The 23,039-nt window shown below is 60.2% G+C and carries 20 protein-coding genes; 4 read left to right on the top strand and 16 right to left on the bottom strand.

Annotated features, from left to right (window positions below):
* Window positions 1-72: 72 nt before the first annotated feature.
* From BLU25_RS19365 to BLU25_RS19350, 4 genes are all read left to right on the top strand, one after another.
* Window positions 73-297: a hypothetical protein gene (locus BLU25_RS19365; protein ID WP_016779540.1), complete on the top strand. Its 225-nt coding sequence runs from the start codon at window positions 73-75 to the stop codon at window positions 295-297.
* Between the two features lie 190 nt (window positions 298-487).
* The gene (locus BLU25_RS19360) at window positions 488-1,807 is read left to right on the top strand and encodes an OprD family porin (RefSeq protein ID WP_016779539.1); all 1,320 of its coding nucleotides are present in this window, start codon (window positions 488-490) and stop codon (window positions 1,805-1,807) included.
* Window positions 1,808-1,893: 86 nt separating this feature from the next.
* A complete protein-coding gene (locus BLU25_RS19355) occupies window positions 1,894-3,387 on the top strand; it encodes a sensor domain-containing diguanylate cyclase (protein WP_016779538.1) in 1,494 nt (497 codons plus the stop codon).
* 101 nt (window positions 3,388-3,488) lie between these two features.
* Window positions 3,489-4,967 carry a GGDEF domain-containing protein gene (locus BLU25_RS19350; protein ID WP_083369872.1) on the top strand — a complete coding sequence of 493 codons (1,479 nt, stop codon included), beginning with the start codon at window positions 3,489-3,491 and terminating at the stop codon, window positions 4,965-4,967.
* A 50-nt stretch (window positions 4,968-5,017) separates the two neighbouring features.
* On the opposite strand, the gene lpxC is transcribed toward BLU25_RS19350, so the two are convergent.
* The 16 genes from lpxC to mraZ all read right to left on the bottom strand — a co-directional run bounded on the left by lpxC (window position 5,018) and on the right by mraZ (window position 22,844).
* A complete protein-coding gene (gene lpxC, locus BLU25_RS19345; RefSeq protein ID WP_016779535.1) occupies window positions 5,018-5,929 on the bottom strand; it encodes a UDP-3-O-acyl-N-acetylglucosamine deacetylase in 912 nt (303 codons plus the stop codon).
* Window positions 5,930-6,041: 112 nt separating this feature from the next.
* Window positions 6,042-7,256 carry a cell division protein FtsZ gene (gene ftsZ, locus BLU25_RS19340; RefSeq protein ID WP_016779534.1) on the bottom strand — a complete coding sequence of 405 codons (1,215 nt, stop codon included), beginning with the start codon at window positions 7,254-7,256 and terminating at the stop codon, window positions 6,042-6,044.
* A 73-nt stretch (window positions 7,257-7,329) separates the two neighbouring features.
* Window positions 7,330-8,589 (bottom strand): cell division protein FtsA, encoded by a 1,260-nt coding sequence (gene ftsA, locus BLU25_RS19335; RefSeq protein WP_016779533.1) that lies wholly within the window; start codon window positions 8,587-8,589, stop codon window positions 7,330-7,332.
* Window positions 8,590-8,604: 15 nt separating this feature from the next.
* Window positions 8,605-9,471, bottom strand: a complete 867-nt coding sequence (locus BLU25_RS19330; protein ID WP_029611245.1) for a cell division protein FtsQ/DivIB — start codon at window positions 9,469-9,471, stop codon at window positions 8,605-8,607.
* Window positions 9,472-9,475: 4 nt separating this feature from the next.
* The gene (locus BLU25_RS19325) at window positions 9,476-10,432 is read right to left on the bottom strand and encodes a D-alanine--D-alanine ligase (protein WP_016779531.1); all 957 of its coding nucleotides are present in this window, start codon (window positions 10,430-10,432) and stop codon (window positions 9,476-9,478) included.
* A complete protein-coding gene (gene murC, locus BLU25_RS19320) occupies window positions 10,429-11,889 on the bottom strand; it encodes a UDP-N-acetylmuramate--L-alanine ligase (protein ID WP_016779530.1) in 1,461 nt (486 codons plus the stop codon). Before murC ends, BLU25_RS19325 begins: the two co-directional genes overlap by 4 nt.
* Window positions 11,882-12,952 carry an undecaprenyldiphospho-muramoylpentapeptide beta-N-acetylglucosaminyltransferase gene (gene murG / locus BLU25_RS19315; RefSeq protein WP_016779529.1) on the bottom strand — a complete coding sequence of 357 codons (1,071 nt, stop codon included), beginning with the start codon at window positions 12,950-12,952 and terminating at the stop codon, window positions 11,882-11,884. The genes murC and murG overlap by 8 nt, the downstream gene beginning before the upstream one ends.
* Window positions 12,942-14,156, bottom strand: a complete 1,215-nt coding sequence (gene ftsW / locus BLU25_RS19310; protein ID WP_016779528.1) for a putative lipid II flippase FtsW — start codon at window positions 14,154-14,156, stop codon at window positions 12,942-12,944. The genes murG and ftsW overlap by 11 nt, the downstream gene beginning before the upstream one ends.
* The gene (murD, locus tag BLU25_RS19305; RefSeq protein ID WP_029611244.1) at window positions 14,153-15,499 is read right to left on the bottom strand and encodes a UDP-N-acetylmuramoyl-L-alanine--D-glutamate ligase; all 1,347 of its coding nucleotides are present in this window, start codon (window positions 15,497-15,499) and stop codon (window positions 14,153-14,155) included. Before murD ends, ftsW begins: the two co-directional genes overlap by 4 nt.
* 5 nt (window positions 15,500-15,504) lie before the next feature.
* On the bottom strand, window positions 15,505-16,587 hold the full coding sequence (gene mraY, locus BLU25_RS19300) for a phospho-N-acetylmuramoyl-pentapeptide-transferase (protein WP_083369779.1): 1,083 nt from the start codon (window positions 16,585-16,587) through the stop codon (window positions 15,505-15,507).
* Entirely contained in the window at window positions 16,587-17,954 is a 1,368-nt protein-coding gene (locus BLU25_RS19295) for a UDP-N-acetylmuramoyl-tripeptide--D-alanyl-D-alanine ligase (protein ID WP_016779525.1), read from the bottom strand. Before BLU25_RS19295 ends, mraY begins: the two co-directional genes overlap by 1 nt.
* Window positions 17,947-19,410, bottom strand: coding sequence for a UDP-N-acetylmuramoyl-L-alanyl-D-glutamate--2,6-diaminopimelate ligase (locus BLU25_RS19290; protein ID WP_083369778.1), 1,464 nt, complete (start codon window positions 19,408-19,410; stop codon window positions 17,947-17,949). The genes BLU25_RS19295 and BLU25_RS19290 overlap by 8 nt, the downstream gene beginning before the upstream one ends.
* On the bottom strand, window positions 19,410-21,158 hold the full coding sequence (locus BLU25_RS19285) for a peptidoglycan D,D-transpeptidase FtsI family protein (RefSeq protein WP_083369777.1): 1,749 nt from the start codon (window positions 21,156-21,158) through the stop codon (window positions 19,410-19,412). Before BLU25_RS19285 ends, BLU25_RS19290 begins: the two co-directional genes overlap by 1 nt.
* Window positions 21,155-21,448, bottom strand: coding sequence for a cell division protein FtsL (gene ftsL / locus BLU25_RS19280; protein ID WP_019823808.1), 294 nt, complete (start codon window positions 21,446-21,448; stop codon window positions 21,155-21,157). Before ftsL ends, BLU25_RS19285 begins: the two co-directional genes overlap by 4 nt.
* The gene (gene rsmH / locus BLU25_RS19275) at window positions 21,445-22,392 is read right to left on the bottom strand and encodes a 16S rRNA (cytosine(1402)-N(4))-methyltransferase RsmH (RefSeq protein ID WP_016779522.1); all 948 of its coding nucleotides are present in this window, start codon (window positions 22,390-22,392) and stop codon (window positions 21,445-21,447) included. Before rsmH ends, ftsL begins: the two co-directional genes overlap by 4 nt.
* Window positions 22,389-22,844: a division/cell wall cluster transcriptional repressor MraZ gene (gene mraZ, locus BLU25_RS19270; RefSeq protein WP_016779521.1), complete on the bottom strand. Its 456-nt coding sequence runs from the start codon at window positions 22,842-22,844 to the stop codon at window positions 22,389-22,391. The genes rsmH and mraZ overlap by 4 nt, the downstream gene beginning before the upstream one ends.
* Window positions 22,845-23,039 lie beyond the last annotated feature (195 nt).

Here is a 23,039-nt window from a genome sequence, read left to right as displayed (position 1 = left end):
CTTTTTCGCCCCCGCCCGGGGCTATAGATTTAACCCATCACACAGCACTTGCTAAGCAAGAAGGTCTTTGAAATGTCCAGCAGTATGGGTATGGCTAGCGTTTTCGTTTTGTCGTCTTTGTTGTTGTCGCCCCTGGCCATGGCGGAAGAATCCCCTGCCTTTGTCGCACAAAATGCGGCCCGCGCAGCCACATTTGAACAACATCAGGCAGAGCTGACAGCACGTCATCAAAACGACGCAAAACCGCAGCCTGAACAGGCCAAAGCCAGCGTCAGCGATGATGTCCAGGACAGCTGATCGCACACCCGCAGACTTCCCGACCCAGTCAGTCACGGCCTACACATGTGACTGATTGTTTCAAAAGCCGCTATCATAGCGGCTTTTTTTTGTTTTAAAAAAACATGCCCGGCACTGGCATGCCTTCAAACAAGAACAGAATTTGCAAAGAAAATAAAAACTGCCGCCACTCTCAAGGAGCAACAAACTGGTGAAGACATCACTCAAACTCAGTCCGTTATTCATTGCCCTGGCTGCAACGATCCCAACCTTCGCCCACGCCGATGACGACGCTACCCAAGACGGTTTTGTCGAAGGTTCCAGCCTCAAGATTCACGCCCGCAACTACTATATGAACCACGATATCCGCAGCCCCCATGCCGATGACAGCAAGGAATGGGGCCAGGGCTTTATCGGCAAGTTCGAGTCGGGCTTCACCCAAGGCACCGTTGGCTTCGGCCTGGATGCCTATGGCCTGCTCGGGCTCAAGCTCGATGGCGGCGGCGGCACCGATGGCAGCAGCATCCTGCCGGTCAGCGATGGCAACGGCAAAGCGCCCACTGCCTTTTCGTCTGCCGGTGCCGCACTGAAAATGCGCGCCTTCGATACCGTGCTTAAAGCCGGTGACATGTTCCTCACCAACCCGGTAATCGCCGGCGGTGAAACCCGCATGCTGCCGCAGACCTTTCGCGGTGTCAGCCTGACCAACACCAGCTTCGAGGGCTGGATGTTCGAAGGCGGCCAGGTCAGTTTCGACAAGCCCTACAACCAGAGCGGCATGCGTCGCCTGACCACCACCTACGGTGACCTGGGCGACCAGAGCAGCAAGCACATCACCTGGGCTGGCGCGTCCTGGAGCGGCGTACCGGAAATCACCAGCAACCTGTACGCAGCCCAGTTGCAGGACATCTGGAACCAGTACTACTACGACTTCGACTACACCCATACGCTGAGCGAGGGCGTCACCCTCAACCCCGGCCTGCACTTCTATCACACCCAGGACACCGGCAAGGCACTGCTGGGCGATATCGACAACAACACCTTCAGCCTGCACCTGGCCCTGGGCATCGACGGCCACAAGGTGACGGCGGTGTACCAGCGGGTCAACGGCAATACGCCCTTTGACTATATCTATCAGGGCGACAGCGTTTACCTGGACAACTCGCAGCAGTACTCGGACTTCAACGGCCCCAACGAGCGTTCCTGGAAGCTGCAATACGAGTATGACTTTGCCGGCCTCGGCATCGCCGGCCTCACAGCCAGTGCGTCGTACTCACGCGGTGAGCTGGACCTGACCAAGGCTGATCCCAACAGCATCGGCTACAGCAACTGGTACAACCCCGAAGGCAAGAACGCCCATCACTGGGAACGTGACCTGGGGCTCAAATACGTGATTCAGGAAGGCAAGGCCAAGGACCTGGCTGTGACCCTGCGCTGGGCCACCAACCGCGGCAACACCGCGTACCAGAGCGTGGATAACGATGTTGATGAGTACCGGGTAATCGTCGACTATCCTATTGATGTGTTCTAATCCATGACCAAAGGGCCAGCTTTTAAGCTGGCCTTTTTATATGATTGCATTCATTTTATGGGGCCGCACCCAGGGCGACAGCGAGCATGGCCATCAAGCATATCTTGCGCAATAACGTGCTCACCCTACGCCTGCTGATCGGCGCTACAACCGTTTCAATCATTGCCATTCTGAGCATCGTCAGCTTCCTGCTGGTGCGCGAACACCGCACCGCCGAACTGGCCGCCATCCGCACCTCACTCAATATCGTGCAACTGGTCGGGCGTGATGTCCAAAACACCGTCGATCTCTACGACTCGGCGCTGAACACACTGATCGACGTATCAAAACGCAGTGACCTGAGCAGTGTCTCCCAGCCGCTGCAACACATGCTGTTGTTCGACAAAGCCGAACAGACCCCGGCCAATGGCGGTTTTTACCTGCTCAATGACCAGGGCGATCTGGTGGCCGACTCCCGCACACTAGCCCCCCCCAAAGTCAACTTCAGCCACTGGCCAAGTTTTGTGGAACACCGTGACTCCACCAGTGACAACCTGTTTATCTCCCACCCTTTTGACTCGGCCGAAAACCAGGGCATGTGCTGCATCAGCTTCAGCCGGCGGATCTCCGGCCCTGATGGCAGGTTTCTCGGCGTGGCGGTGGCGCAGATGAAGCTGGACTATTTCAAGACCCTGTTCCAGCGACTGGTCCTGGAACCCCACGGCTTTATCCGGCTGATCAGCACCGATGGCACACCACTGACCCAGCACCCCGAACCGGACGCCGCCGACGCGCACACCAACCTGAGCAACAACCCCGTGTTTATCCGCTTCCTGCAGGAACACAGGGGCAGTTTTATCGCCCTCTCCAGCATTGATGACGAAGAGCGGCTGTACAACTTCTCCGAGGTCGGTGACCTGCCTTTGATTGTGGTGGTCTCACTGGCCACTGACGATGTATTCAGCGCCTGGAGGCGCAACGCCATTTTGGTCGGTATCGGTACGCTGTTGTTATGTGGCGCCCTGCTGATGCTCACCTGGTTGCTGGGCCGTGAATTGCATTTGCGCCAACGTGCCGAACGCCAGCTCGAGGCGCTGGCAACCACCGACCCGCTGACCGGGCTGGCCAACCGACGCAAGCTGGACCAGACCCTGGAACAGGAATGGCGACGGGCACAGCGCTCAGGCAAACCGCTGTCGCTGATCATGTTCGACATTGACCACTTTAAGAACTTCAACGACACCTATGGTCATCAGGACGGGGACGAGGCCCTGAAGCGTGTGGCGCAGACAATCCGGCACTGTATGCACCGCTCCACCGATCTGGCGGCCCGTTATGGTGGCGAAGAGTTTGCGGTCGTGCTGAGCGATACCGATGCCAGTGGCGCGTATAACCTGGCGCAGAGTATTCGCCAGGCAGTCGAGCAACTGGAACCATTGACGCCCACCCATCGCCGGCTCACCACTAGCATGGGAGTCAGTACCCGCCAGGTGAAACCTGGCGACCAGCTTGCAGGCTTGATCAACAGCGCCGATCAGGCCCTGTATCAAGCCAAGAAGGCCGGGCGCAATTGCGTCATCAGTGCCCCGGAGTTGTCTTGAGTGAGTATCCGCCTTGAATGAAAGGCCCGTTGTGCATGGTTTTTTCTTCAGAGGGTCAAGCCATTAAATATCATCTGCGCACACCGGTTATCACCCGCCGCATGCTGGTCTGGGCCAGCGCCTTGTCGGTGGTTACGATCCTGAGCATCGTCGGCTACCTGCTGGTCAGGGAGTATCGCAATACCGAAGATGATGCGGCGCGCTCTGCGTTGAATATCGTGCAACTGATCAGCCGTGATATCCGCAATACCCTGTCCACCTATGATTCAGCGCTCAACAGCCTGGTCAGCCTGGTGCAAAGCCAGGCGCTGGCCTCGCTTTCGCCGCAGACGCAACAGCCCTTGCTGTTCGACAGAGCCGCCGAAGCGCCGTCCAATGCCGGCTTTTTTGTGCTGGATGCCGAAGGCAAGGTGATTGCCGGCTCACGCCCGGTCGTGCCCCTGCTCGACAACGCCCGCCAGCAGCCCTGGTTCAAGGTTCACCTCAAGGCGCAAAGCGAAGGCATCTTTATCAGCCGCCCCCTGCCTGCCAGCGACACCCCCAATGACTGGACCCTGGTGCTCAGCCGCAGGATCACTGCCCCCGACGGCAAGTTTGGCGGCGTCGCCGTGGCCCTGATGAAGCTGAGTTACTTTCACAACCTGTTTCGCGGCCTGGACCTGGGGCCTACCGGCAATATCAGCCTGGTCAGCACCGAAGGCATCATGCTGATCCAGTACCCGGCCACCACCATGTTCTATACCGGCCAGGACCTGGGGCACACGCCGATCTTCCTGCGCTTTTTAACCGAGCGCTACGGCAGCTTTACCGCCGTATCCGGCATCTATCACCTGCAGCGCCTGTACAACTTTGCCCAGGTCAGCGAGCTGCCGCTGCTGGTGGTGGTGGCCTTGTCCACCGAGCATATTTTCAGCAACTGGCGGCACACCGCCCTGTTGATCGGCAGCGCAACCCTGCTGCTGTGCCTGGGCTTGCTGTGGCTGACCTGGCTGCTGGTGCGCGAACTGCGCCTGCGCCAGCGCGCCGAAGGCGAACTCGCCGCCCTGGCCGCCACCGACCCGCTGACCGGGCTGGCCAACCGACGCATGCTGGACAAGACCCTGGATCTGGAATGGCGCCGCGCACAGCGCTCGGGGGCGCCGCTGTCACTGATCATGATCGATATCGACCACTTCAAGGCCTTCAATGACAACTACGGCCACCAGGCCGGGGATGAAGCCCTGCGCCAGGTAGCACAGACCATCAAGGCCCATGTGCGCCGCCCCGCAGACCTGGCGGCGCGCTATGGCGGTGAAGAGTTTGCAGTGGTGCTGACCGAAACCGACGCGGCGGGCACGCGCCTGCTCGCCGAGAAAATTCGCGTCGCGGTCGAGCAGATGGAGCCCGCCAACCCCGACACCCCGAAACTGACCATCAGCCTGGGTGCCTGCACCCGCTACGCCAAACCCGGTGACGATCAGGAGCAACTGCTCAGAACCGCCGACAAGGCGCTCTACCAGGCGAAAAAACGCGGGCGCAACCGGGTCATGGACATCAATGAAACCGGGGTCAATGCCCTGATACCCAAACCCGCGCCATAAAAAAAGGCCACCCGAGGGTGGCCTTCAAAAACTAGAGAAAGAAGTTTTACTTAAACTGCCGCAACCGGACGCATGTACGAAATCGGTGCAGTGCTGGCATCTTCAAAGGTCACGACTTCCCATGCATCAGTCTCTTCAAGCAGCTTGCGAATCAGCTGGTTGTTCAGAGCATGGCCAGACTTGAAGCCCTTGAATTCACCGATCAGGCTATTGCCCAACAGGTAAAGGTCGCCAATTGCGTCGAGGATCTTGTGCTTCACGAATTCGTCTTCATAGCGAAGGCCGTCTTCGTTCAGTACACCATCCGCGTCGACCACGATGGCGTTTTCCACGCTACCGCCGAGTGCGAGGTTGTGCTTGCGCAGGTACTCGATATCACTCATGAAACCAAAGGTGCGTGCGCGGCTGACTTCTTTTACAAACGAAGTGCTGGAAAAATCCACGGTTGCACTTTGGGTGCGGTTACGGAAAACCGGGTGATCGAAATCGATCTCGAAGCTCACCTTGAACCCTTCGAAAGGGACGAAAGTGGCGCGCTTGTCGCCATCTTCCACTGTCACTTCACGCAGGATGCGGATGAACTTCTTCGGCGCGTCCTGTTCTTCCAGGCCGGCAGATTGAATCAAGAACACGAAAGGTCCGGCGCTACCGTCCATAATCGGGACTTCAGACGCGGAGAGTTCGACGTAGGCGTTATCGATCCCCAGGCCAGCCATGGCCGAGAGCAGGTGCTCTACCGTGTCTACTTTTACGTCGCCGTTGACCAACGTGGTCGACATCGTTGTCTCGCCGACGTTTTCCGCGCGCGCAGGGATCTGCACAACAGGGTCAAGGTCTGCACGACAAAACACGATGCCGGTGTCCACAGGCGCAGGCTTGAGGGTCAGGTAGACCTTCTCACCGGAGTGCAGGCCGACACCTGTGGCACGGATAATATTTTTCAGGGTGCGTTGTTTAATCATGGCATTGGCCGCTTCAGCGCAAATTGCGAACTGGTATCAACAAAGGCTGGCGATAATAGCAGACCGAGCCTTTGCTGAATACCAATCACCTTAATCCCCCTGATTGATTTCATTAATCAGCCTGACGACGCAGGAAAGCCGGGATGTCCAGGTAATCCAGATCGTCTTGCGGGTTGAGCTTGGCAGCGGTCGTCGCGCCTTGCTGGGCCTGATTACGCATCACAGTCGGGCGGTCCAGATCACGGTAGTTGACCACCGGTTGTTCCTGACGCTCGGTACGCGCTTCCTGACGAACAGGGGCGCTGTGTGCCGAAGAAGCTGCGTAGGAAGCTTGCAGGGTGTTGTCGACAACCTTGACCGGCTTCTCGATTTTTGCACCCAGACCAGTAGCAACCACGGTGACATGCAGCTCGTCGCGCATGTCCGGGTCGATAACAGTACCGACCTTGACCATCGCGTGCTCCGAAGCGAAGGCTTCGATGATGCTACCCACGTCGGAGTACTCACCCAGGGACAGGTCAGGACCGGCGGTGATGTTCACCAGGATGCCGCGAGCGCCTTCCAGGTTCACGTCTTCGAGCAACGGGTTGCGGATGGCCGCTTCGGTGGCTTCGCGAGCACGGTTCGGACCGCTGGCGCAGCCAGTGCCCATCATCGCCATGCCCATTTCGCTCATCACGGTGCGCACGTCGGCAAAGTCGACGTTGATCATGCCCGGACGCTTGATGATGTCGGAGATACCGCGAACGGCACCGGCCAGTACGTCATCGGCCTTGGCGAACGCAGACAGCAGGCTCGCGTCTTTACCCAGGATGGTGAGCAGTTTTTCGTTCGGAATCGTGATCAACGAATCGACGCTTTCGGACAGCAGACGAATACCTTCGTCGGCGATCTGCATGCGCTTGCGACCTTCGAACGGGAACGGACGGGTCACCACCGCAACGGTGAGGATGCCCATTTCCTTGGCCACTTCAGCAATGATCGGCGCAGCACCGGTACCGGTACCACCGCCCATGCCCGTGGTGATGAACACCATGTTGGTGCCCTGCAACACTTCAGCGATGCGCTCGCGGTCTTCCAGGGCAGCCTGACGACCGACCTCAGGGTTCGCGCCGGCACCCAGGCCCTTGGTCACGCCAGTGCCCAGTTGCAGGATGGTCCGCGCACCAATGCTTTTCAGCGCTTGTGCGTCAGTGTTGGCGCAGATGAATTCCACGCCTTCGATGTTGCTCTTAACCATGTGGTTAACAGCATTGCCACCGCCACCACCAACACCGATAACTTTAATTACCGGGCTTTGCGGGATGTTGTCTACGAGTTCGAACATGGTCCCTCTCCTTTCAGTTCTCTAGTTTTTTTCGCCTACTTCTACTGCTTTGAATCTGTTTACAGCTCAAGCTTTAAAAGTTGCCCTGCACCCAGCGCTTGAGGCGCTCAAGCACAGGGGCTTTTTGTTCGTCACTGCTGTAGTTGTCGCGGTTGCTGATACCCGATATGGAGATACCGTCTGACTGCTTTTGCAGCCCGTACAGCAACAAGCCCACAGCGGTGGAGTAAATCGGATTGCGCACAACGTCGGTCAAGCCCTTGAAGCTGTGCGGCACGCCCAGACGCACCGGCATGTGGAAGATCTCTTCGGCCAGTTCGACCGCGCCTTCCATCTTTGAAGTACCACCGGTCAACACGATGCCCGCCGGGATCAGGTCCTCGTAACCGCTGCGACGCAGCTCGGCCTGAATCAGGGTGAACAGCTCGTCGTAACGCGGCTCGACCACTTCGGCCAGGGCCTGACGGGACAGTTCACGCGGTGGACGATCGCCCACGCTTGGCACCTTGATGGTTTCGCCGGCGCCAGCCAGCTTGGCCAGTGCACAGGCGTAACGAATCTTGATTTCTTCGGCATATTGGGTCGGTGTACGCAGCGCCATCGCGATGTCGTTGGTCACCTGGTCACCCGCAATCGGGATCACCGCCGTGTGGCGAATCGCGCCTTCGGTGAAGATCGCGATGTCGGTGGTACCGCCGCCGATATCCACCAGGCACACGCCCAGTTCTTTTTCGTCATCGGTCAGCACCGAGTAGGCCGACGCCAGTTGCTCGAGGATGATGTCGTCCACCTCAAGGCCACAGCGGCGCACGCACTTCTCGATGTTCTGGGCAGCATTCACGGCGCAGGTCACAACGTGGACCTTGGCTTCCAGACGCACGCCCGACATGCCCAGTGGCTCACGCACGCCTTCCTGGTTGTCGATTACATAGTCCTGGGCCAGGGTGTGCAGCACACGCTGGTCAGCCGGGATCGCAACAGCCTGAGCCGCGTCGAGCACGCGCTCAAGGTCGGCGGTGCTGACTTCACGATCACGAATCGCCACGATGCCGTGGGAATTCAGGCTGCGGATGTGGTTGCCGGCCACGCCGACAAACGCCGAGTGAATCCGGCAACCGGCCATCAGCTGCGCTTCTTCGATAGCGCGCTGGATCGATTGCACGGTGGACTCGATGTTCACCACCACGCCTTTCTTCAGGCCCCGGGACGGATGCGTGCCAATACCGACGATTTCGATCGTACCGTCTTCACCGACCTCGCCCACCAGCGCCACCACCTTGGAGGTGCCGATATCGAGACCGACGATCATTTTTCCGCTTTGCACGTTTGCCATGGGTCCTGCCTCTTCTTAATTCTTCGCGACAGCGGGTTGGGCTATCGTGGGTGCCACAGGTTCCCGCCAGCCGACGGCCAATCCGTTGGCATAACGCAAATCGATGCGCGCTATGTTTGTAATCTGTTCTTTCAGCGTTTTTTCATAGATGGCTATGAAGCGACGCATTTTTTCTACCAGGTGATCGCGCCCCAACAGCAGCTCGATCCCAGGCCCTGCACTGCCGGCTCCGGTGGTCAGGAACCAGCTGCCGCGCTCACGCAATTCCAGCCGGACTATGGAAAAGCCCATCGGACGCAGCATCTGGCTCAACACCTGATACTGCTGCATCACCTGCTGCTGGGCCCGTTGTGGACCAAACAGCTGCGGCAAGTGTTCGTAGTTGGCCAGCTCACGCGGGGTGAACGCCTGGCCCTGGTTGTTGAGCAGGGCTTCATCACCCCAGCGCGCCACCGGCAGTTGCTCCTCAAGACGGATCACCACCTGATCGGGCCACACACGGCGTACTTCGGCGTGGGCGATCCAGGGCATCTGCTCAAGCTCGGTGCGCATGCCAGCCAGGTCCACCGTGAAGAAGCTCGCTCCCACATACGGAGCAATACGCTGTTGCACGGCTTGCTGGCTGATATAGGTCAAGTCACCCTGCACATTGACATTGGTGATCGGCCGATCCGCATACGGCATCAAACGCTGCGCACCTTCGTAGGTGCCATACCCCAGTGCTACCAACAGCACCGGCCAGAACAGGGCTTTCAAAAAGCCGAAATTGGCTTTTGGCAAACGCACCGACATCGGTTCTTTCGCCACCATCCGGCTGGCGCCACGCGGCACCGGCTTGCGGCCGGGAGCAGGTGGTTGATGACGAAGCGATGCACCTTGCATGGACTTAACCCCGCGCCTCTAAACTGGCCGCCAGAATCGACAGCACCAGCTGTTGGAAATCCAGACCCGCCGCCTTGGCCGCCATCGGCACCAGGCTGTGATCGGTCATGCCCGGCGCGGTGTTGACTTCCAGCAGCCAGAACTGGCCTGCGGTGTCCTGCATCACGTCCAGACGGCCCCAACCGGCAATGCCGATCGCCTCGCAGGCTTTCGCCGTGAGGTCCATGAGCTCCTGTTCCTTGGCACTGTCGAGGCCGCACGGGATCCGATACTGGGTATCGTTGGCCACGTACTTGGCGTCGTAGTCGTAAAAGCTGTGGGGCGTACCCAGGGCAATCGGCGGCAATACCTGGTCACGCAGGGTGGCGATGGTGAACTCGGGACCGGTGATCCATTGCTCAACCAACACTTGCGAGTCGTACTTGCTGGCATCGGCCCACGCGACGATCAACTCGTCCACGTTACTCACTTTGGCCATACCGATACTTGAACCTTCATGAGCCGGTTTGACGATCAAAGGGAAGCTCAGTTCCTTGGCCGCAGAAATACAATCGGCTTCGCTGCTCAGCACCGCGTGACGTGGCGTTGGAATACCCAGGCTGTGCCACACCTGTTTGGTGCGCAACTTGTCCATGGCCAGCGCCGAAGCGAGGATGCCGCTGCCGGTGTAGGGGATGCCCAGGCATTCCAGCAGGCCTTGCATGCTGCCGTCTTCGCCGCCACGGCCGTGCAGGATGATAAATGCACGGTCGATTTTTTCGCTGGTGATGCGGGTGATGAAGTCATCACCCACGTCAATGCCGAAAGCATTTACACCGGCGCTTTGCAGCGCGCCCAGCACGGCGTTGCCTGACTTCAGCGAGACTTCACGCTCAGCGCTTTTGCCGCCGAACAGCACGGCCACGCGGCCAAAATCGGCAGGGGCAATGGTCGAGAACAGATTGGCGTAGGCAGCAGTCATTTCAACGTTCCTTCACTGGTAGCGGCAACAGCGCCGGCGAACAGCGGGCTCTTGATAAGTTGTGGTGCCAGACGGCCGATATCGCCCGCCCCTTGGCACAACAGAATGTCGCCAGCACGCAGCAGCGGCTTGACGATCGGCGCCAGCTCAACGCCGCGCTCGATGTAGATCGGGTCCAGCTGACCGCGCTGGCGGATGCTGTGGCACAGCTGGCGGCTGTCGGCACCCGGGATTGGCTCTTCGCCAGCCGGGTAGACTTCCATCAACAGCAGGACGTTGGCGTCGGCCAGTACCTGGACGAAATCGTCGTACAGGTCACGGGTACGGCTGAAACGGTGCGGCTGGTACACCATCACCAGGCGGCGCTCCGGCCAGCCACCGCGCACGGCCTTGATCACGGCCGCGACTTCGGTCGGGTGGTGACCGTAGTCGTCGACCAGCATCACGCTGCCGCCCTCAACTGGCAGCTCGCCATAAACCTGGAAGCGTCGGCCCACACCTTCAAAGCCCGACAAGCCCTGAACGATGGCTTCATCGCTGATGCCTTCATCGGAAGCAATGCAGATGGTGGCCAGGGCATTGAGCACGTTGTGGTTGCCCGGCATGTTGACCGACACATCCAGCGGCTCGCGCTCCGGGCGCAACACGGTGAAGAAGGTTTGCATGCCCTGCTGGCGCACATTGATTGCACGCACGTCAGCGTTTTCGCTGAAGCCGTAGGTCACGGTCGGGCGCTTGACTAGCGGCAGGATTTCACGCACCACCGGATCATCCAGGCACAGCACGGCCAGACCGTAGAACGGCAGGTTGTGCAGGAACTCGACAAAGGTCTTCTTCAGTTTGTTGAAGTCGCCTTCGTAGGTCGCCATATGGTCGGCGTCAATGTTGGTGACCACCGCAACCATCGGCTGCAGGTGCAGGAAGCTGGCATCGCTCTCATCTGCTTCGGCAATCAGGTAACGGCTGGTACCCAGCTGTGCATTGGTACCGGCTGCATTCAGGCGGCCACCGATCACGAACGTCGGGTCCAGGCCACCGGCCGCGAACACCGAAGCCAACAGGCTGGTGGTGGTGGTTTTGCCGTGGGTACCGGCAACGGCGATACCGTGGCGGTAGCGCATCAGCTCGGCCAGCATCTCGGCGCGTGGCACCACTGGAATACGACGTTCCAGGGCATTGGCCACTTCGGGGTTAGAGGTGTTCACGGCACTCGACACCACCAGCACATCGGCGTTGGCGGCGTTCTCGGCACGGTGGCCGATAAAGATGTGCGCACCGAACGATTCAAGGCGCTCGGTCACCGGCGATGCATTCAGGTCCGAACCCGAGACTTCATAGCCCAGGTTGAGCAACACTTCGGCGATACCGCACATGCCCACGCCGCCGATACCGACGAAGTGGATGCGACGGATGCGGCGCATTTCCGGTTGTGGCATAGCTTTTTGATTCTCAACCATTGGCCACCTCCAGGCAGATATCTACAACGTTGCGGGTCGCATCGGGTTTGGCCAGGCGGCGGGCATTGGCCGCCATGCTGTTGAGTCGTTCCGGTTGCATCAAAACCTCTGTCAGGCGTGCAGCCAGTTCGGCTGCGCCAGTTGTCGCTTGTGGCATCAGGAAGGCGGCGCCCTCGCGTGCCAAAAAGTCGGCGTTACGGCTCTGATGGTCATCAATCGCGTGGGGCAATGGCACCAGCAGCGATGGCAGACCGGCCGCAGCCAGTTCACTGACGGTCAGCGCGCCTGCGCGACAAACCACCAGGTCGGCCCAGCCATAGGCGTGGGCCATATCCTTGATAAAAGGCTGTACGTCAGCCTCGACGCCGACCGCGGCATAGCGCTCGGCGGTGATCTGGTCATGTTGCTTGCCGGCCTGATGAAACACTTCAGGGCGAATGTCCGCCGGCACCAGGGCCAGGGCTTCAGGCAACAACTTGTTCAGCGGCTCGGCGCCCAGGCTGCCGCCCAGCACCAGCAGGCGCGCCTTGCGCCCTTCGAGCGGCGCGCGTGGCGCCAGGGTAAACAGCTCGGGGCGTACCGGGTTACCGGTGCTGCGCAGCGTGTCCGAGGCCGTAAAAGTACCCGGGAAGGCTTCGCACACGCGGCTGGTCATCGGCACCAGCAAACGGTTGGCCGTACCGGCGACCGCGTTCTGCTCGTGAATGATCACCGGCACGCCACAGGTTTTCGCCGCCAGCCCGCCAGGCCCAGTCACATAGCCACCAAACCCGAGCACGCAGACCGGCTTGAGCTGGCGAATAATCTTGCGCGCCTGGAACAGCGCCTTGAGCAGCACGAACGGCGCTTTGAGCAACGACAGCTTGCTCTTGCCACGCAGGCCCGCCACGTTGATCAGGTGCAGCTTGAAACCGGCCGGCTCGACCAGTTCGTTCTCGATGCCTCGGGGCGTACCGAGCCAGTGCACGGTGTAGCCACGGGCTTCGAATTCGCGGGCGCAGGCCAGCGCCGGGAACACGTGGCCACCGGTGCCGCCCGCCATGATCAGCACATTAGCGCCCATGGGTCGGCTCCTCTGCGAAGTCGCTTTCTTTAAAGTCGGTCTCTTCACTGCCCAGGTGGGTACGGCTCTCCCACTCGATGCGCAGCAACAAGCCCATACACACACAGCAAATCACCAGCGAGCTGCCGCCATAACTGAGGAACGGCAGGGTCAGGCCCTTGGTGGGCAGCAGGCCGACGTTCACCCCGATATTGATCAGGAACTGGCCGATCCACAGGAACGACAGGCCGTAGGCCATATAAGCCGAGAAATATTGTTTGGCGCGCTCGGCCCACATGCCGATATACATGCCACGCACACACACGAACACAAACAGCGCCACGGTGAGCAGCGAACCGACCACACCCAGCTCTTCGGCCAGTACCGAGAACACGAAGTCGGTATGCGCTTCAGGCAGGTAGAACTGCTTCTGCACGCTGTTGCCCAGACCGACACCAAACCACTCGCCGCGACCAAAGGCGATCAGGGCCTGGGTCAACTGGTAGCCGGAGCCGAACTGGTCAGACCAGGGGTCGGTAAAGGTGATCAAACGCGCCATCCGGTACGGTTGTGCCTGTACCAGCACAAACACCGCGCCCACTGCCAGCGCCACCATCAGGGCGAAGCGGAACAGGCCCACACCGCCGAGGAACAACATGGCAGCCGCAGCGCCCATCATTACCACGGTGGCACCGAAGTCGGGCTCCATCAGCAGCAAGCCGGCCATCGGTAGCAGCACGATAAATGGCTTGAAAAAGCCCATCCAGCTTTCGCGCACTTCCTTTTGCTGGCGTACCAGATACCCCGCGAGGTAGATCACCACAAAGACCTTGGCGATTTCTGAAGGCTGCACGTTGAAGAAGCTGAAACCGATCCAGCGCATCGAGCCGTTTACCTCACGGCCAATGCCCGGGATCAGTACCGCCACCAGCAAGCCGAATGCACCGATCAGCAACATGAAGCCCATGCGTTGCCAGGTCGCGATCGGCACCATCATGGTCATGATGCACGCGCCCAGGCCGAGGACGATGTAAAACAGGTGGCGGATCATGTGGTACAGGGTGTTGCCCGACTGCAGCGCGGCGACTTCGGACGATGCCGAGGTGATCATCACCAGGCCCAGGCCGAGCAAGGCCAGGCAACCGGCCAGCAACGGGAAGTCGAGGTCGATGCCACGACCCGTGACCAGCGGCGAAGGATAAGGCTTGAGGATGCCGAATATCATGCCAGCACCTCCACGGCGCGGGCGAACAACTGGCCGCGCTCTTCGTAGTTCTTGAACATGTCGAAACTGGCGCAGGCCGGCGACAGCAACACCGCATCACCTGGTTGGGCCAGGGCGCGGCTTTGTGCGATGGCTTCGTCCAGCGATGCGACGCGCACTTGCGGCACGGCGTCGCCCAGGGCGTCGGCGATCAGGCCAGCATCACGGCCCATCAGCACCACGGCGCGGCAGTACTTGGCCACGGAATCATGCAGGCCGCTGAAATCGGCACCCTTGCCGTCACCGCCGGCGATCAGCACCAGCTTGCCGTCCATGTCCATGCCCAGGCCTTCAATGGCAGCCAGCGCGGCACCGACATTGGTGGCTTTTGAATCGTTGTAGTAGCTCACGCCGTCAAGCTCGCGCACCCACTGGCAGCGGTGCTCAAGGCCGGTGAAGTTGCGCAGGCTACTGAGCATGGCGTCGAACGGCAGACCCACCGCATGCCCCAGCGCCAGCGCCGCCAGGGCATTGGCCTGGTTGTGGGCGCCACGCACCTTCAGCTCGCGCACAGGCATCAGGTTCTGGAATTCAAAGGCGAGGTATTTTTCGCCGTTTTCTTCACGCAGGCCGAAGGCCTTGAAGTCCGGCGCGCCCAGGCCGAAGGTCCAGCACGGCTGACCTTCGCTCATCAGCGGACGGGTCAGGGCATCCTGGCGGTTGACCACCACCTGGCGGGCGCCACGGAAAATCCGGTGCTTGGCCAGGTGGTACGCAGGCAGGCCGCTGTAGCGGTCCATGTGGTCTTCGCTGACATTGAGCACGGTGGCCACTTCAGCACCCAGCTGGTTGGTGGTCTCCAGCTGGAAGCTCGACAGCTCCATGACGTACAGCTCGATATCATCGCTGAGCAGGTCCAGCGCCGGCGTGCCGAGGTTGCCACCGACGGCCACGCGCTTGCCGGCTGCTGCAGCCATTTCGCCGACCAGGGTGGTTACGGTGCTTTTGGCATTGGAACCGCTGATTGCCACGATGGGTGCTTTCGCGTTACGCGCGAACAGGTCGATATCGCCCGACAGCTTCACGCCACGCGCCGCTGCGGCTTGCAGGGCCGGTGTCGCCAGGGCCAGGCCGGGGCTCACGTAAAGCTCGTCGGCGCGGCACAGGAAGTCGACATCCAGCTCGCCACAACGCACTTCCACTTGCGGGTAGTCACGGCGCAGCGTGGCCAGCTCCGGCGGGTTTTCCCGCGTGTCTGCCACGGCAAACGACACGCCCCGCTGCGCCAGGAAGCGCACCAGGGACATGCCGCTCTTGCCGAGGCCGACAACGATGCGGAAGTGGTCAGAAGCGATCAGAGACACAGGTTCTACCTCAGCTTCAGTGTGGCAAGGCCAACCAGCACGAGGATCACGGTGATAATCCAGAAACGGACAATCACTCGCGGCTCAGGCCAGCCCTTGAGTTCAAAGTGGTGATGAATCGGCGCCATGCGGAACACCCGCTTGCCGGTCAACTTGAAGGACGCTACCTGGATCACCACCGAGAGGGTTTCCATCACGAACACACCGCCCATGATGAACAGCACGATTTCCTGACGCACGATTACGGCGATGGTGCCCAGGGCTGCGCCCAGCGCCAGTGCGCCGACGTCACCCATAAACACTTGCGCGGGGTAGGTGTTGAACCACAAAAAGCCCAGGCCGGCGCCAATCAATGCGCCGCAGAACACGATCAACTCACCCGCGCCCGGGACATACGGGATCAACAGGTAATCGGCAAATTTCACGTTGCCCGACAGGTAGCAGAAGATACCCAGCGCGCCGCCTACCATCACGGTCGGCATGATCGCCAGGCCATCGAGGCCGTCAGTCAGGTTGACCGCGTTGCTCGAACCTACGATCACAAAGTAGGTGAGTACCACAAAGCCGATACCCAGCGGGATGCTGGCATCCTTGAGGATGGGCAGGATCAGGGTGGTTTCCACCGCGCTTGGCGCCGTGACGTACAAGAAGATCGCTGCACCCAGGCCGAAGACCGACTGCCAGAAATACTTCCAGCGGCTCGGCAGGCCACGGGAGTTTTTCTCGATGACCTTGCGGTAGTCGTCAACCCAGCCGATGGCGCCGAACAGCAGGGTCACGATCAGCACGACCCACACATAACGGTTGCTCAGGTCAGCCCACAACAGCGTGCTGATGGCGATGGCCGACAGAATCAGCGCGCCGCCCATGGTCGGGGTGCCGGATTTGGACAGGTGCGATTGCGGGCCGTCATTACGCACCGACTGGCCGATCTGACGGTTTTGCAGGGTGCGGATCATCCACGGCCCCAGGCACAGCGACAAGGTCAACGCGGTCAGCACCCCGAGAATCCCGCGCAGGGACAGGTACTGGAAGACCGCGAAGCCTTTGTAGAACTGTTGCAGATACTCCGCTAGCAGCAGCAGCATTAATGTTTCTCCCCGCTGGAACCGCACAGAGCCGCAACGACGTTTTCCATCGCAGCGCTACGCGAGCCCTTGATCAAAATAGTGGTGTTTGTTTCGTGCTCAGCGCGAAGCGCCTTGATCAGGTCAGCCTGATTGGCGAAGTGACGAGCCTGGTGTCCAAAAGCAGTGACGGCATGAGCCATCATGGGTCCCACCGCATAGAGCGCTGAAACTTTGTCGGCGGCATAAGCGCCTACTTCACGATGTCCTTGCTCCGCCCACTCACCCAGTTCGCCAATATCTCCGAGCACCAGGACGGTGCGGCCGGAAAAGGCGGCGAGTATATCAACGGCAGCGCACATTGAGGTGGGGTTTGCGTTGTAAGTGTCATCAATAATTCGCAGGCCGCTTGCGGTCACTTGCGCAACGGCACGGCCCTTGACCGGCAACACCGCCTCAAGGCCGGTTTTGATGCCAAACAGCGACACGCCCAGGGCATGAGCAGCGGCCGCGGCAGCCAGTGCATTGGCCACGTTATGGGTGCCCAGCAGGTTAAGTTGTACCCGCTCGCTACCCAACGGACTGTGCAAGGTGAAGCCCGGGCAGCCGCGAGCGTCACGGCTCAGGTCACTGGCATAAAAGTCGGCTTGAGGGTTGCTCAGGGCAAAGCTCAGCACCTTGCGCCCTGCAGCCCGGTTCTTCCAGATGGCGAATGCCTTGTCATCCAGATTCAGGACAGCGATGCCGTCGGCCTTCAGCCCTTCGATGATTTCGCCTTTGGCCTCGACGATTTTATCCGGGCCGCCGAACTCGCCCACATGGGCAGTACCGGCATTGTTGAGCACGGCCACATGGGGCTGGGTCATGGCCACGGTATAGGCAATTTCGCCGACCCGCGAAGCACCCAGCTCAATGACCGCAGCCGTATGCTCGGCGGTCAGTTCGAGCAGCGTCAATGGCACGCCCAGATCGTTGTTCAGGTTGCCTTTGGTCGCCAGCACCGGGCCACGGGTGCGCAGGATGCAGGCGAGCATTTCTTTAACCGTGGTCTTGCCGCTGGAGCCAGTGATCGCCGCGACCGGCTTGTCATAGCCGGCACGATTGAGCGCACCCAATCGGCCAAGTGCTTCGCGGGTATCCGCAACCACCAGCTGTGGGAGTGCCGATTCCGGCACTTCGCGCTCGACCAGGGCGGCAACGGCGCCCTTGGCGGCCACTTCATTCAGATAATCGTGACCGTCGAAGCGCGGCCCGGTCAGTGCGATAAACAGCTGACCCTTGGTGATCGCCCGGCTGTCGATGCTGACGCCATTGAACCGGCAGTCGGCCTCGACCACACGCCCTTGCAGGGCAGCGGCCACTTCACTTAGCAACAGAGGCTTAAGCATGGGCGACCTCCCAGGCGTTCAGGGCTTTTTCGGCTTCGACCAGATCAGAGAAATCATGGCGCTCGCCATTGATTTCCTGATAGTCCTCATGACCTTTACCGGCCAGCACAATCACGTCATCGGCGCTGGCACCAGCGATCAGTTGCGCAATGGCATCGCCACGGCCCGCAACAAACGTGACGTCCTGCGGAGCGATAAAACCTTCACGGATGTCATCGAAAATTTGCCCCGGTGCTTCGCTGCGCGGGTTGTCATCAGTGACCAGTACACCGTCAGCCAAACGTTCAACCACTTGCGCCATCAACGGGCGCTTGCCGCGATCGCGGTCGCCGCCACAGCCGAACAGGCACAGCAGCTGACCTTTGGCATGCGGGCGCAGGGCCAGCAGGACTTTTTCCAGGGCATCCGGGGTGTGGGCGTAGTCGACCACCACCAGCGGCTTGTCGCCGCCACCCAAACGCTGCATGCGCCCGACCGGGCCTTCCAGTTTGGGCAGCACTTTGAGAATTTCATCCAGCGGGTAGTCCAGCCCCAGCAAGGCGCCAACGGCAGCCAATACGTTGCTCAGGTTGAAACGCCCCAGCAGGGAGCTGCGCAACAGATGCTCGCCTTGCGCCGTGACCACGGTGGCGCGCACGCCGTCGTCGTCAAAGGTCGCATCACGGCAATACAGGGTGGCGCTGGCGTCTTCAAGGCTGTAGCTGATCAGGCGCGAATCGTGTTTTTCGCCGGCCAGTTGACGACCGAATTCATCATCAAGGTTGAGCACGCGGCAACGCAGGTCCGGCCAGGCAAACAGCTTGGCCTTGGCGGCAGCGTAAGCCTCCATCGTGCCGTGGTAGTCCAGATGATCGCGGGACAGGTTGGTCAGCACGGCAACGTCGAATGCCAGGGCACTGACACGGCCCTGATGCAAACCGTGGGAGGAAACCTCCATCGCCACCGCTTTGGCCCCGGCCTTTTTCAGGTCGGCCAGCATGGCTTGTACGGCAATCGGGTCCGGCGTGGTGTGACGGCCGCTTTGCAGCGCGCCAAAGAACCCGGTGCCCAGGGTACCGACGATGCCGCAGTGCTGACCCAGCAGGTCGAGCGCCTGGGCCACCAGCTGCGTAACGCTGGTTTTGCCGTTGGTGCCAGTGACCCCGACCAGATTCAAATGACGGCTAGGCTCACCATAAAAGCGCCCGGCGATATCTGACAACTGCGCCGCCAGGCCTTTGACCGGAATCAGCGGCACCGCAGAGATGGGCAGCACATCAGCGCCGTCCACTTCATACGCCACGGCAGCCGCACCGCGCTTGAGCGCATCGGCTATATGTTCACGACCATCGAGCTTGCCGCCAGGCACCGCAAGGAACAAATCACCTGCGCGTACAGTGCGGCTGTCGAGGCTCAGTTCACGAATCAGCAGATCGTGGCCGGCGTGAGGAAAAATCTTGTTCAGGCTCAGGGACATTAGCCGCGCCCTCCTTTGGCTGCTGCAGCGGCTGCCGCTGCTTGTTGCTCCGCTGCCGTTGGCAGGTTATCCGGGATCACGTTCATCAAACGCAGGGTGCCGGACATGACTTTGCTAAATACCGGAGCCGATACCAGACCACCGAAGTAGCCCGCCTTGCTCGGCTCATCAATCACTACAACGATCGCGTAGCGCGGGTCGCTCATGGGGCCAAAGCCGGCAAACAGCGAACGGTAGGAGTTGACTGCGTAGCCCTTGACGCCACCGGAAGAGGTTTTACGCGCCGTACCCGACTTGCCGCCGACGTGATACGCCGGAACCTTGGCACGCCATACACCACGCGGGTTTTCAATTACTTCCTGGAGCATGCCCTGCACCGTTTTGGCGACTTGCTCGGGCATCACTTGAGCGGCCTGAACCGGCTTGTCCTTGTCCGTCTTGAGCAGGGTCAGCGGTGCCAGCTTGCCGTTGTTGGCCAGGGCCGAAAAGGCGTGGACCAACTGGATAGCGGTTACGGAAACGCCATAGCCGTAAGACAGGGTCGCGGTTTCCGCCTTGCGCCATTCACGGTAGTTGGGCAGGTTGCCCACACGCTCGCCCGGGAAACCCAGGCCGGTGTCCTGGCCCAGGCCCATCTTGGCCATCTGGCGGAAAATCGCTTCGCCACCGATATCGAAGGCCACCTTGCTCATGCCCACGTTACTGGAGTTGATCAGGATGCCGGTCAGGTCGAGGACCGGACCTTCGGTGCGCGATACGTCACGAATGGTGTATTTGCCCAACTGCAGGGTGCCCGGGTAGACCTCAACCTTGTCGGTAGGCTTCCAGCGCCCGGTTTCCAGGGCCGCACTCATGGAGATCGGCTTGACCGTGGAACCCGGCTCGAACACGTCGATCATGGCGCGGTTGCGCATCATCGCCGGTTGCAGGTTGCGACGGTTGTTGGGGTTATAGGTGGGCTGGTTGACCATGGCCAGAATCTCGCCGGTCTTCACATCCATGATCACCAGGCTGCCGGCCTTGGCGCCGTTCTCGACCAGCGCATTGCGCAGCTCGCGGTTGGCCAGGTATTGCAGGCGCAGGTCAATCGACAACGCCAAGGTCTTCCCTGCCTTGGCGTTTTTGGTCACTTGCACGTCTTTGATCAGACGCCCGCGCCGGTCCTTGATGACCTGTCGCTTGCCCGGAACACCGGCCAGCCACTCGTCATAGGCCAGTTCGACGCCTTCCCGACCCTTGTCGTCGATATCGGTGAAGCCGACCATGTGCGCGGTCACTTCGCCCGCCGGGTAGAAGCGACGGAACTCTTCAATGCCATAAACGCCCGGCACCTTGAGGTCGAGCACGACCTGGCCCTGCTCAGGGGTCAGGCCCCGGACCAGGTAGATAAACTCTTTATTGGCTTGCTGCTCCAGGCGCGCAGTGAGCACCTTGGGATCTTGCCCAAGCGCGTGCGCCAATGCAGGCCAACGGTCTTTGGCAACCTGCATTTCCTTGGCATTGGCCCACAGGGTGGTCACCGGCGTACTCACGGCCAATGGCTCGCCATTACGGTCGGTAATCAGGCCTCGGTGAGCAGGGATAGGGATATGCCGCAAGCTGCGCGCATCGCCCTGGCCCTTGAGGAAGTCATGGTCGATCACTTGCAGATAAACGATCTGGCACGCGATTGCGCCTACCAGCAGTGCCAGCAAGGCCAGCACCACACGAAAACGCCACGGATAGAGCGCGCCTTCGAGTTTGATCATGGCGCCACCATTCGAACTTCTGCTGCGCCCGGAATGCGCATTTTCAGTTGTTCGCTCGCCAGGGTTTCGATACGGCTATGGGCAGTCCAGGTGCTCTGTTCGAGAATCAACCGGCCCCATTCTGCCTGCGCCTTGTCACGCACACTCAGCTCCCCGTACAGGGTGTTGAGCAACTGGCGGTTCCAATGGGCGCTATAAGAAACGCCCACAGCCGAAACCAGCACGCCAATAAACAACAGCAGCATGAAAAAACTTCCGCCGGGAAGTGGTTTGGCGAAGAGCTTGTTCAACGAAGCTTCTCCGCGACGCGCATGACAGCGCTGCGCGAGCGCGGATTGGCTTTGAGTTCGGCTTCAGACGCGGTTTGTGCCTTGCCATGAATCTTGATTTTCGGAACAAAGGCAACGTGCTGCACGGGCAAGCCGCGTGGCAGGTTGTCAGGTTCGCCCTTGACCAGTTTGCGCATGAACAGTTTGACGATGCGGTCTTCCAGCGAATGGAAGCTGATAACGACCAGGCGGCCGCCGATCGCCAGGGACTCAAGGGCAGCTTCAAGGCCCGCCTCAAGATCACCCAGTTCGTTGTTCACATGAATGCGCAGGCCCTGGAAAGTACGGGTTGCCGGGTGCTTGCCCTTTTCCCAGGCCGGGTTGGCCACTTTCAGGACTTCTGCCAGATCGCCAGTGCGTTCGAACGGCTTGATGTCGCGACGCTCGACAACCGCGCGCGCCATGCGCCCGGAGAAACGCTCTTCGCCGTATTCCTTGAACACGCGGGCGATTTCTTCCTGGGACGCCGTGTTGACGAACTCGGCCGCACTGATGCCGCGGTCCGGGTCCATGCGCATGTCCAGGGGGCCGTCGTTCATAAAGCTGAAGCCACGCTCCGGGTCGTCCAGCTGGGGCGAAGACACGCCCAGGTCGAGCAGCACGCCATCGACCTTGCCAGCCAGGCCGCGCTCGGCAATTTCGGATCCCATCTCGGCAAAACTGCGCTGCACAATGACAAAGCGGCCGTCTTCGGCCGCCAGCGCTTGCCCGGTGGCAATCGCTTGTGGATCTTTATCAAACCCGAGCAGACGCCCCTCAGGGCCGAGCTTCTGGAGTATCAGGCGGCTATGTCCGCCGCGACCGAAGGTGCCATCCAGATAGCATCCATCAGGGCGTACGGCGAGAGCCTCTACGGCTTCGTCGAGCAGTACGGTGATGTGGTTGAAGCCGCTATCTATAGTCACAGAATTAAATCACGCAGTTCGTCAGGCATCGCGCCCGGTTGTTGAATGGCTGCAAGGTCGGCGGCAGAAACCGCTTCCCAGGCATCCTCGTCCCACAGTTGAAACTTGTTCAGCTGGCCCACCAGCATTGCGCGCTTGTCCAGTCGGGCATATTCGCGCAAGCGGGGCGGTACCAGAAAACGACCACTGCCATCGAGCTCAAGGTCGACGGCGTTACCAATCAACAGACGTTGCAAACGGCGGTTTTCTTCACGCAATGAAGGCAGCGCCCGAAGTTTGGTTTCAATCAGTTCCCACTCATCCAGCGGGTACACACACAAGCAGGGATCGACCGCATCAATGGTCACGATCAGTTGCCCGGCGCTCCTCGAAATCAGCTCGTCACGGTACCGGCTCGGCATTGCGAGTCGGCCCTTGGCATCGAGACTGATTGCGTTGGCTCCGCGAAACACTGGTCGCATCTCCAAATATTAGCGTTTTACGTCTAAAAAACCCACTTCATGCCACTTTTCGCCACTTATGCACACTATAGGAATGCGCCCACACCACCGTCAAGGAGCGGCCTACAGGAAAACCCTTACATAACGGAGATTTAGGAGGGGAAACAGACGTGGAGCAGTAAGCGGAGGGATTTTTTGACCAGCGAC

This window comes from Pseudomonas fragi, assembly GCF_900105835.1.
GTDB classification, from domain to species: domain Bacteria; phylum Pseudomonadota; class Gammaproteobacteria; order Pseudomonadales; family Pseudomonadaceae; genus Aquipseudomonas; species Aquipseudomonas fragi.
This window is presented reverse-complemented; position numbering and strand designations above follow the sequence as displayed.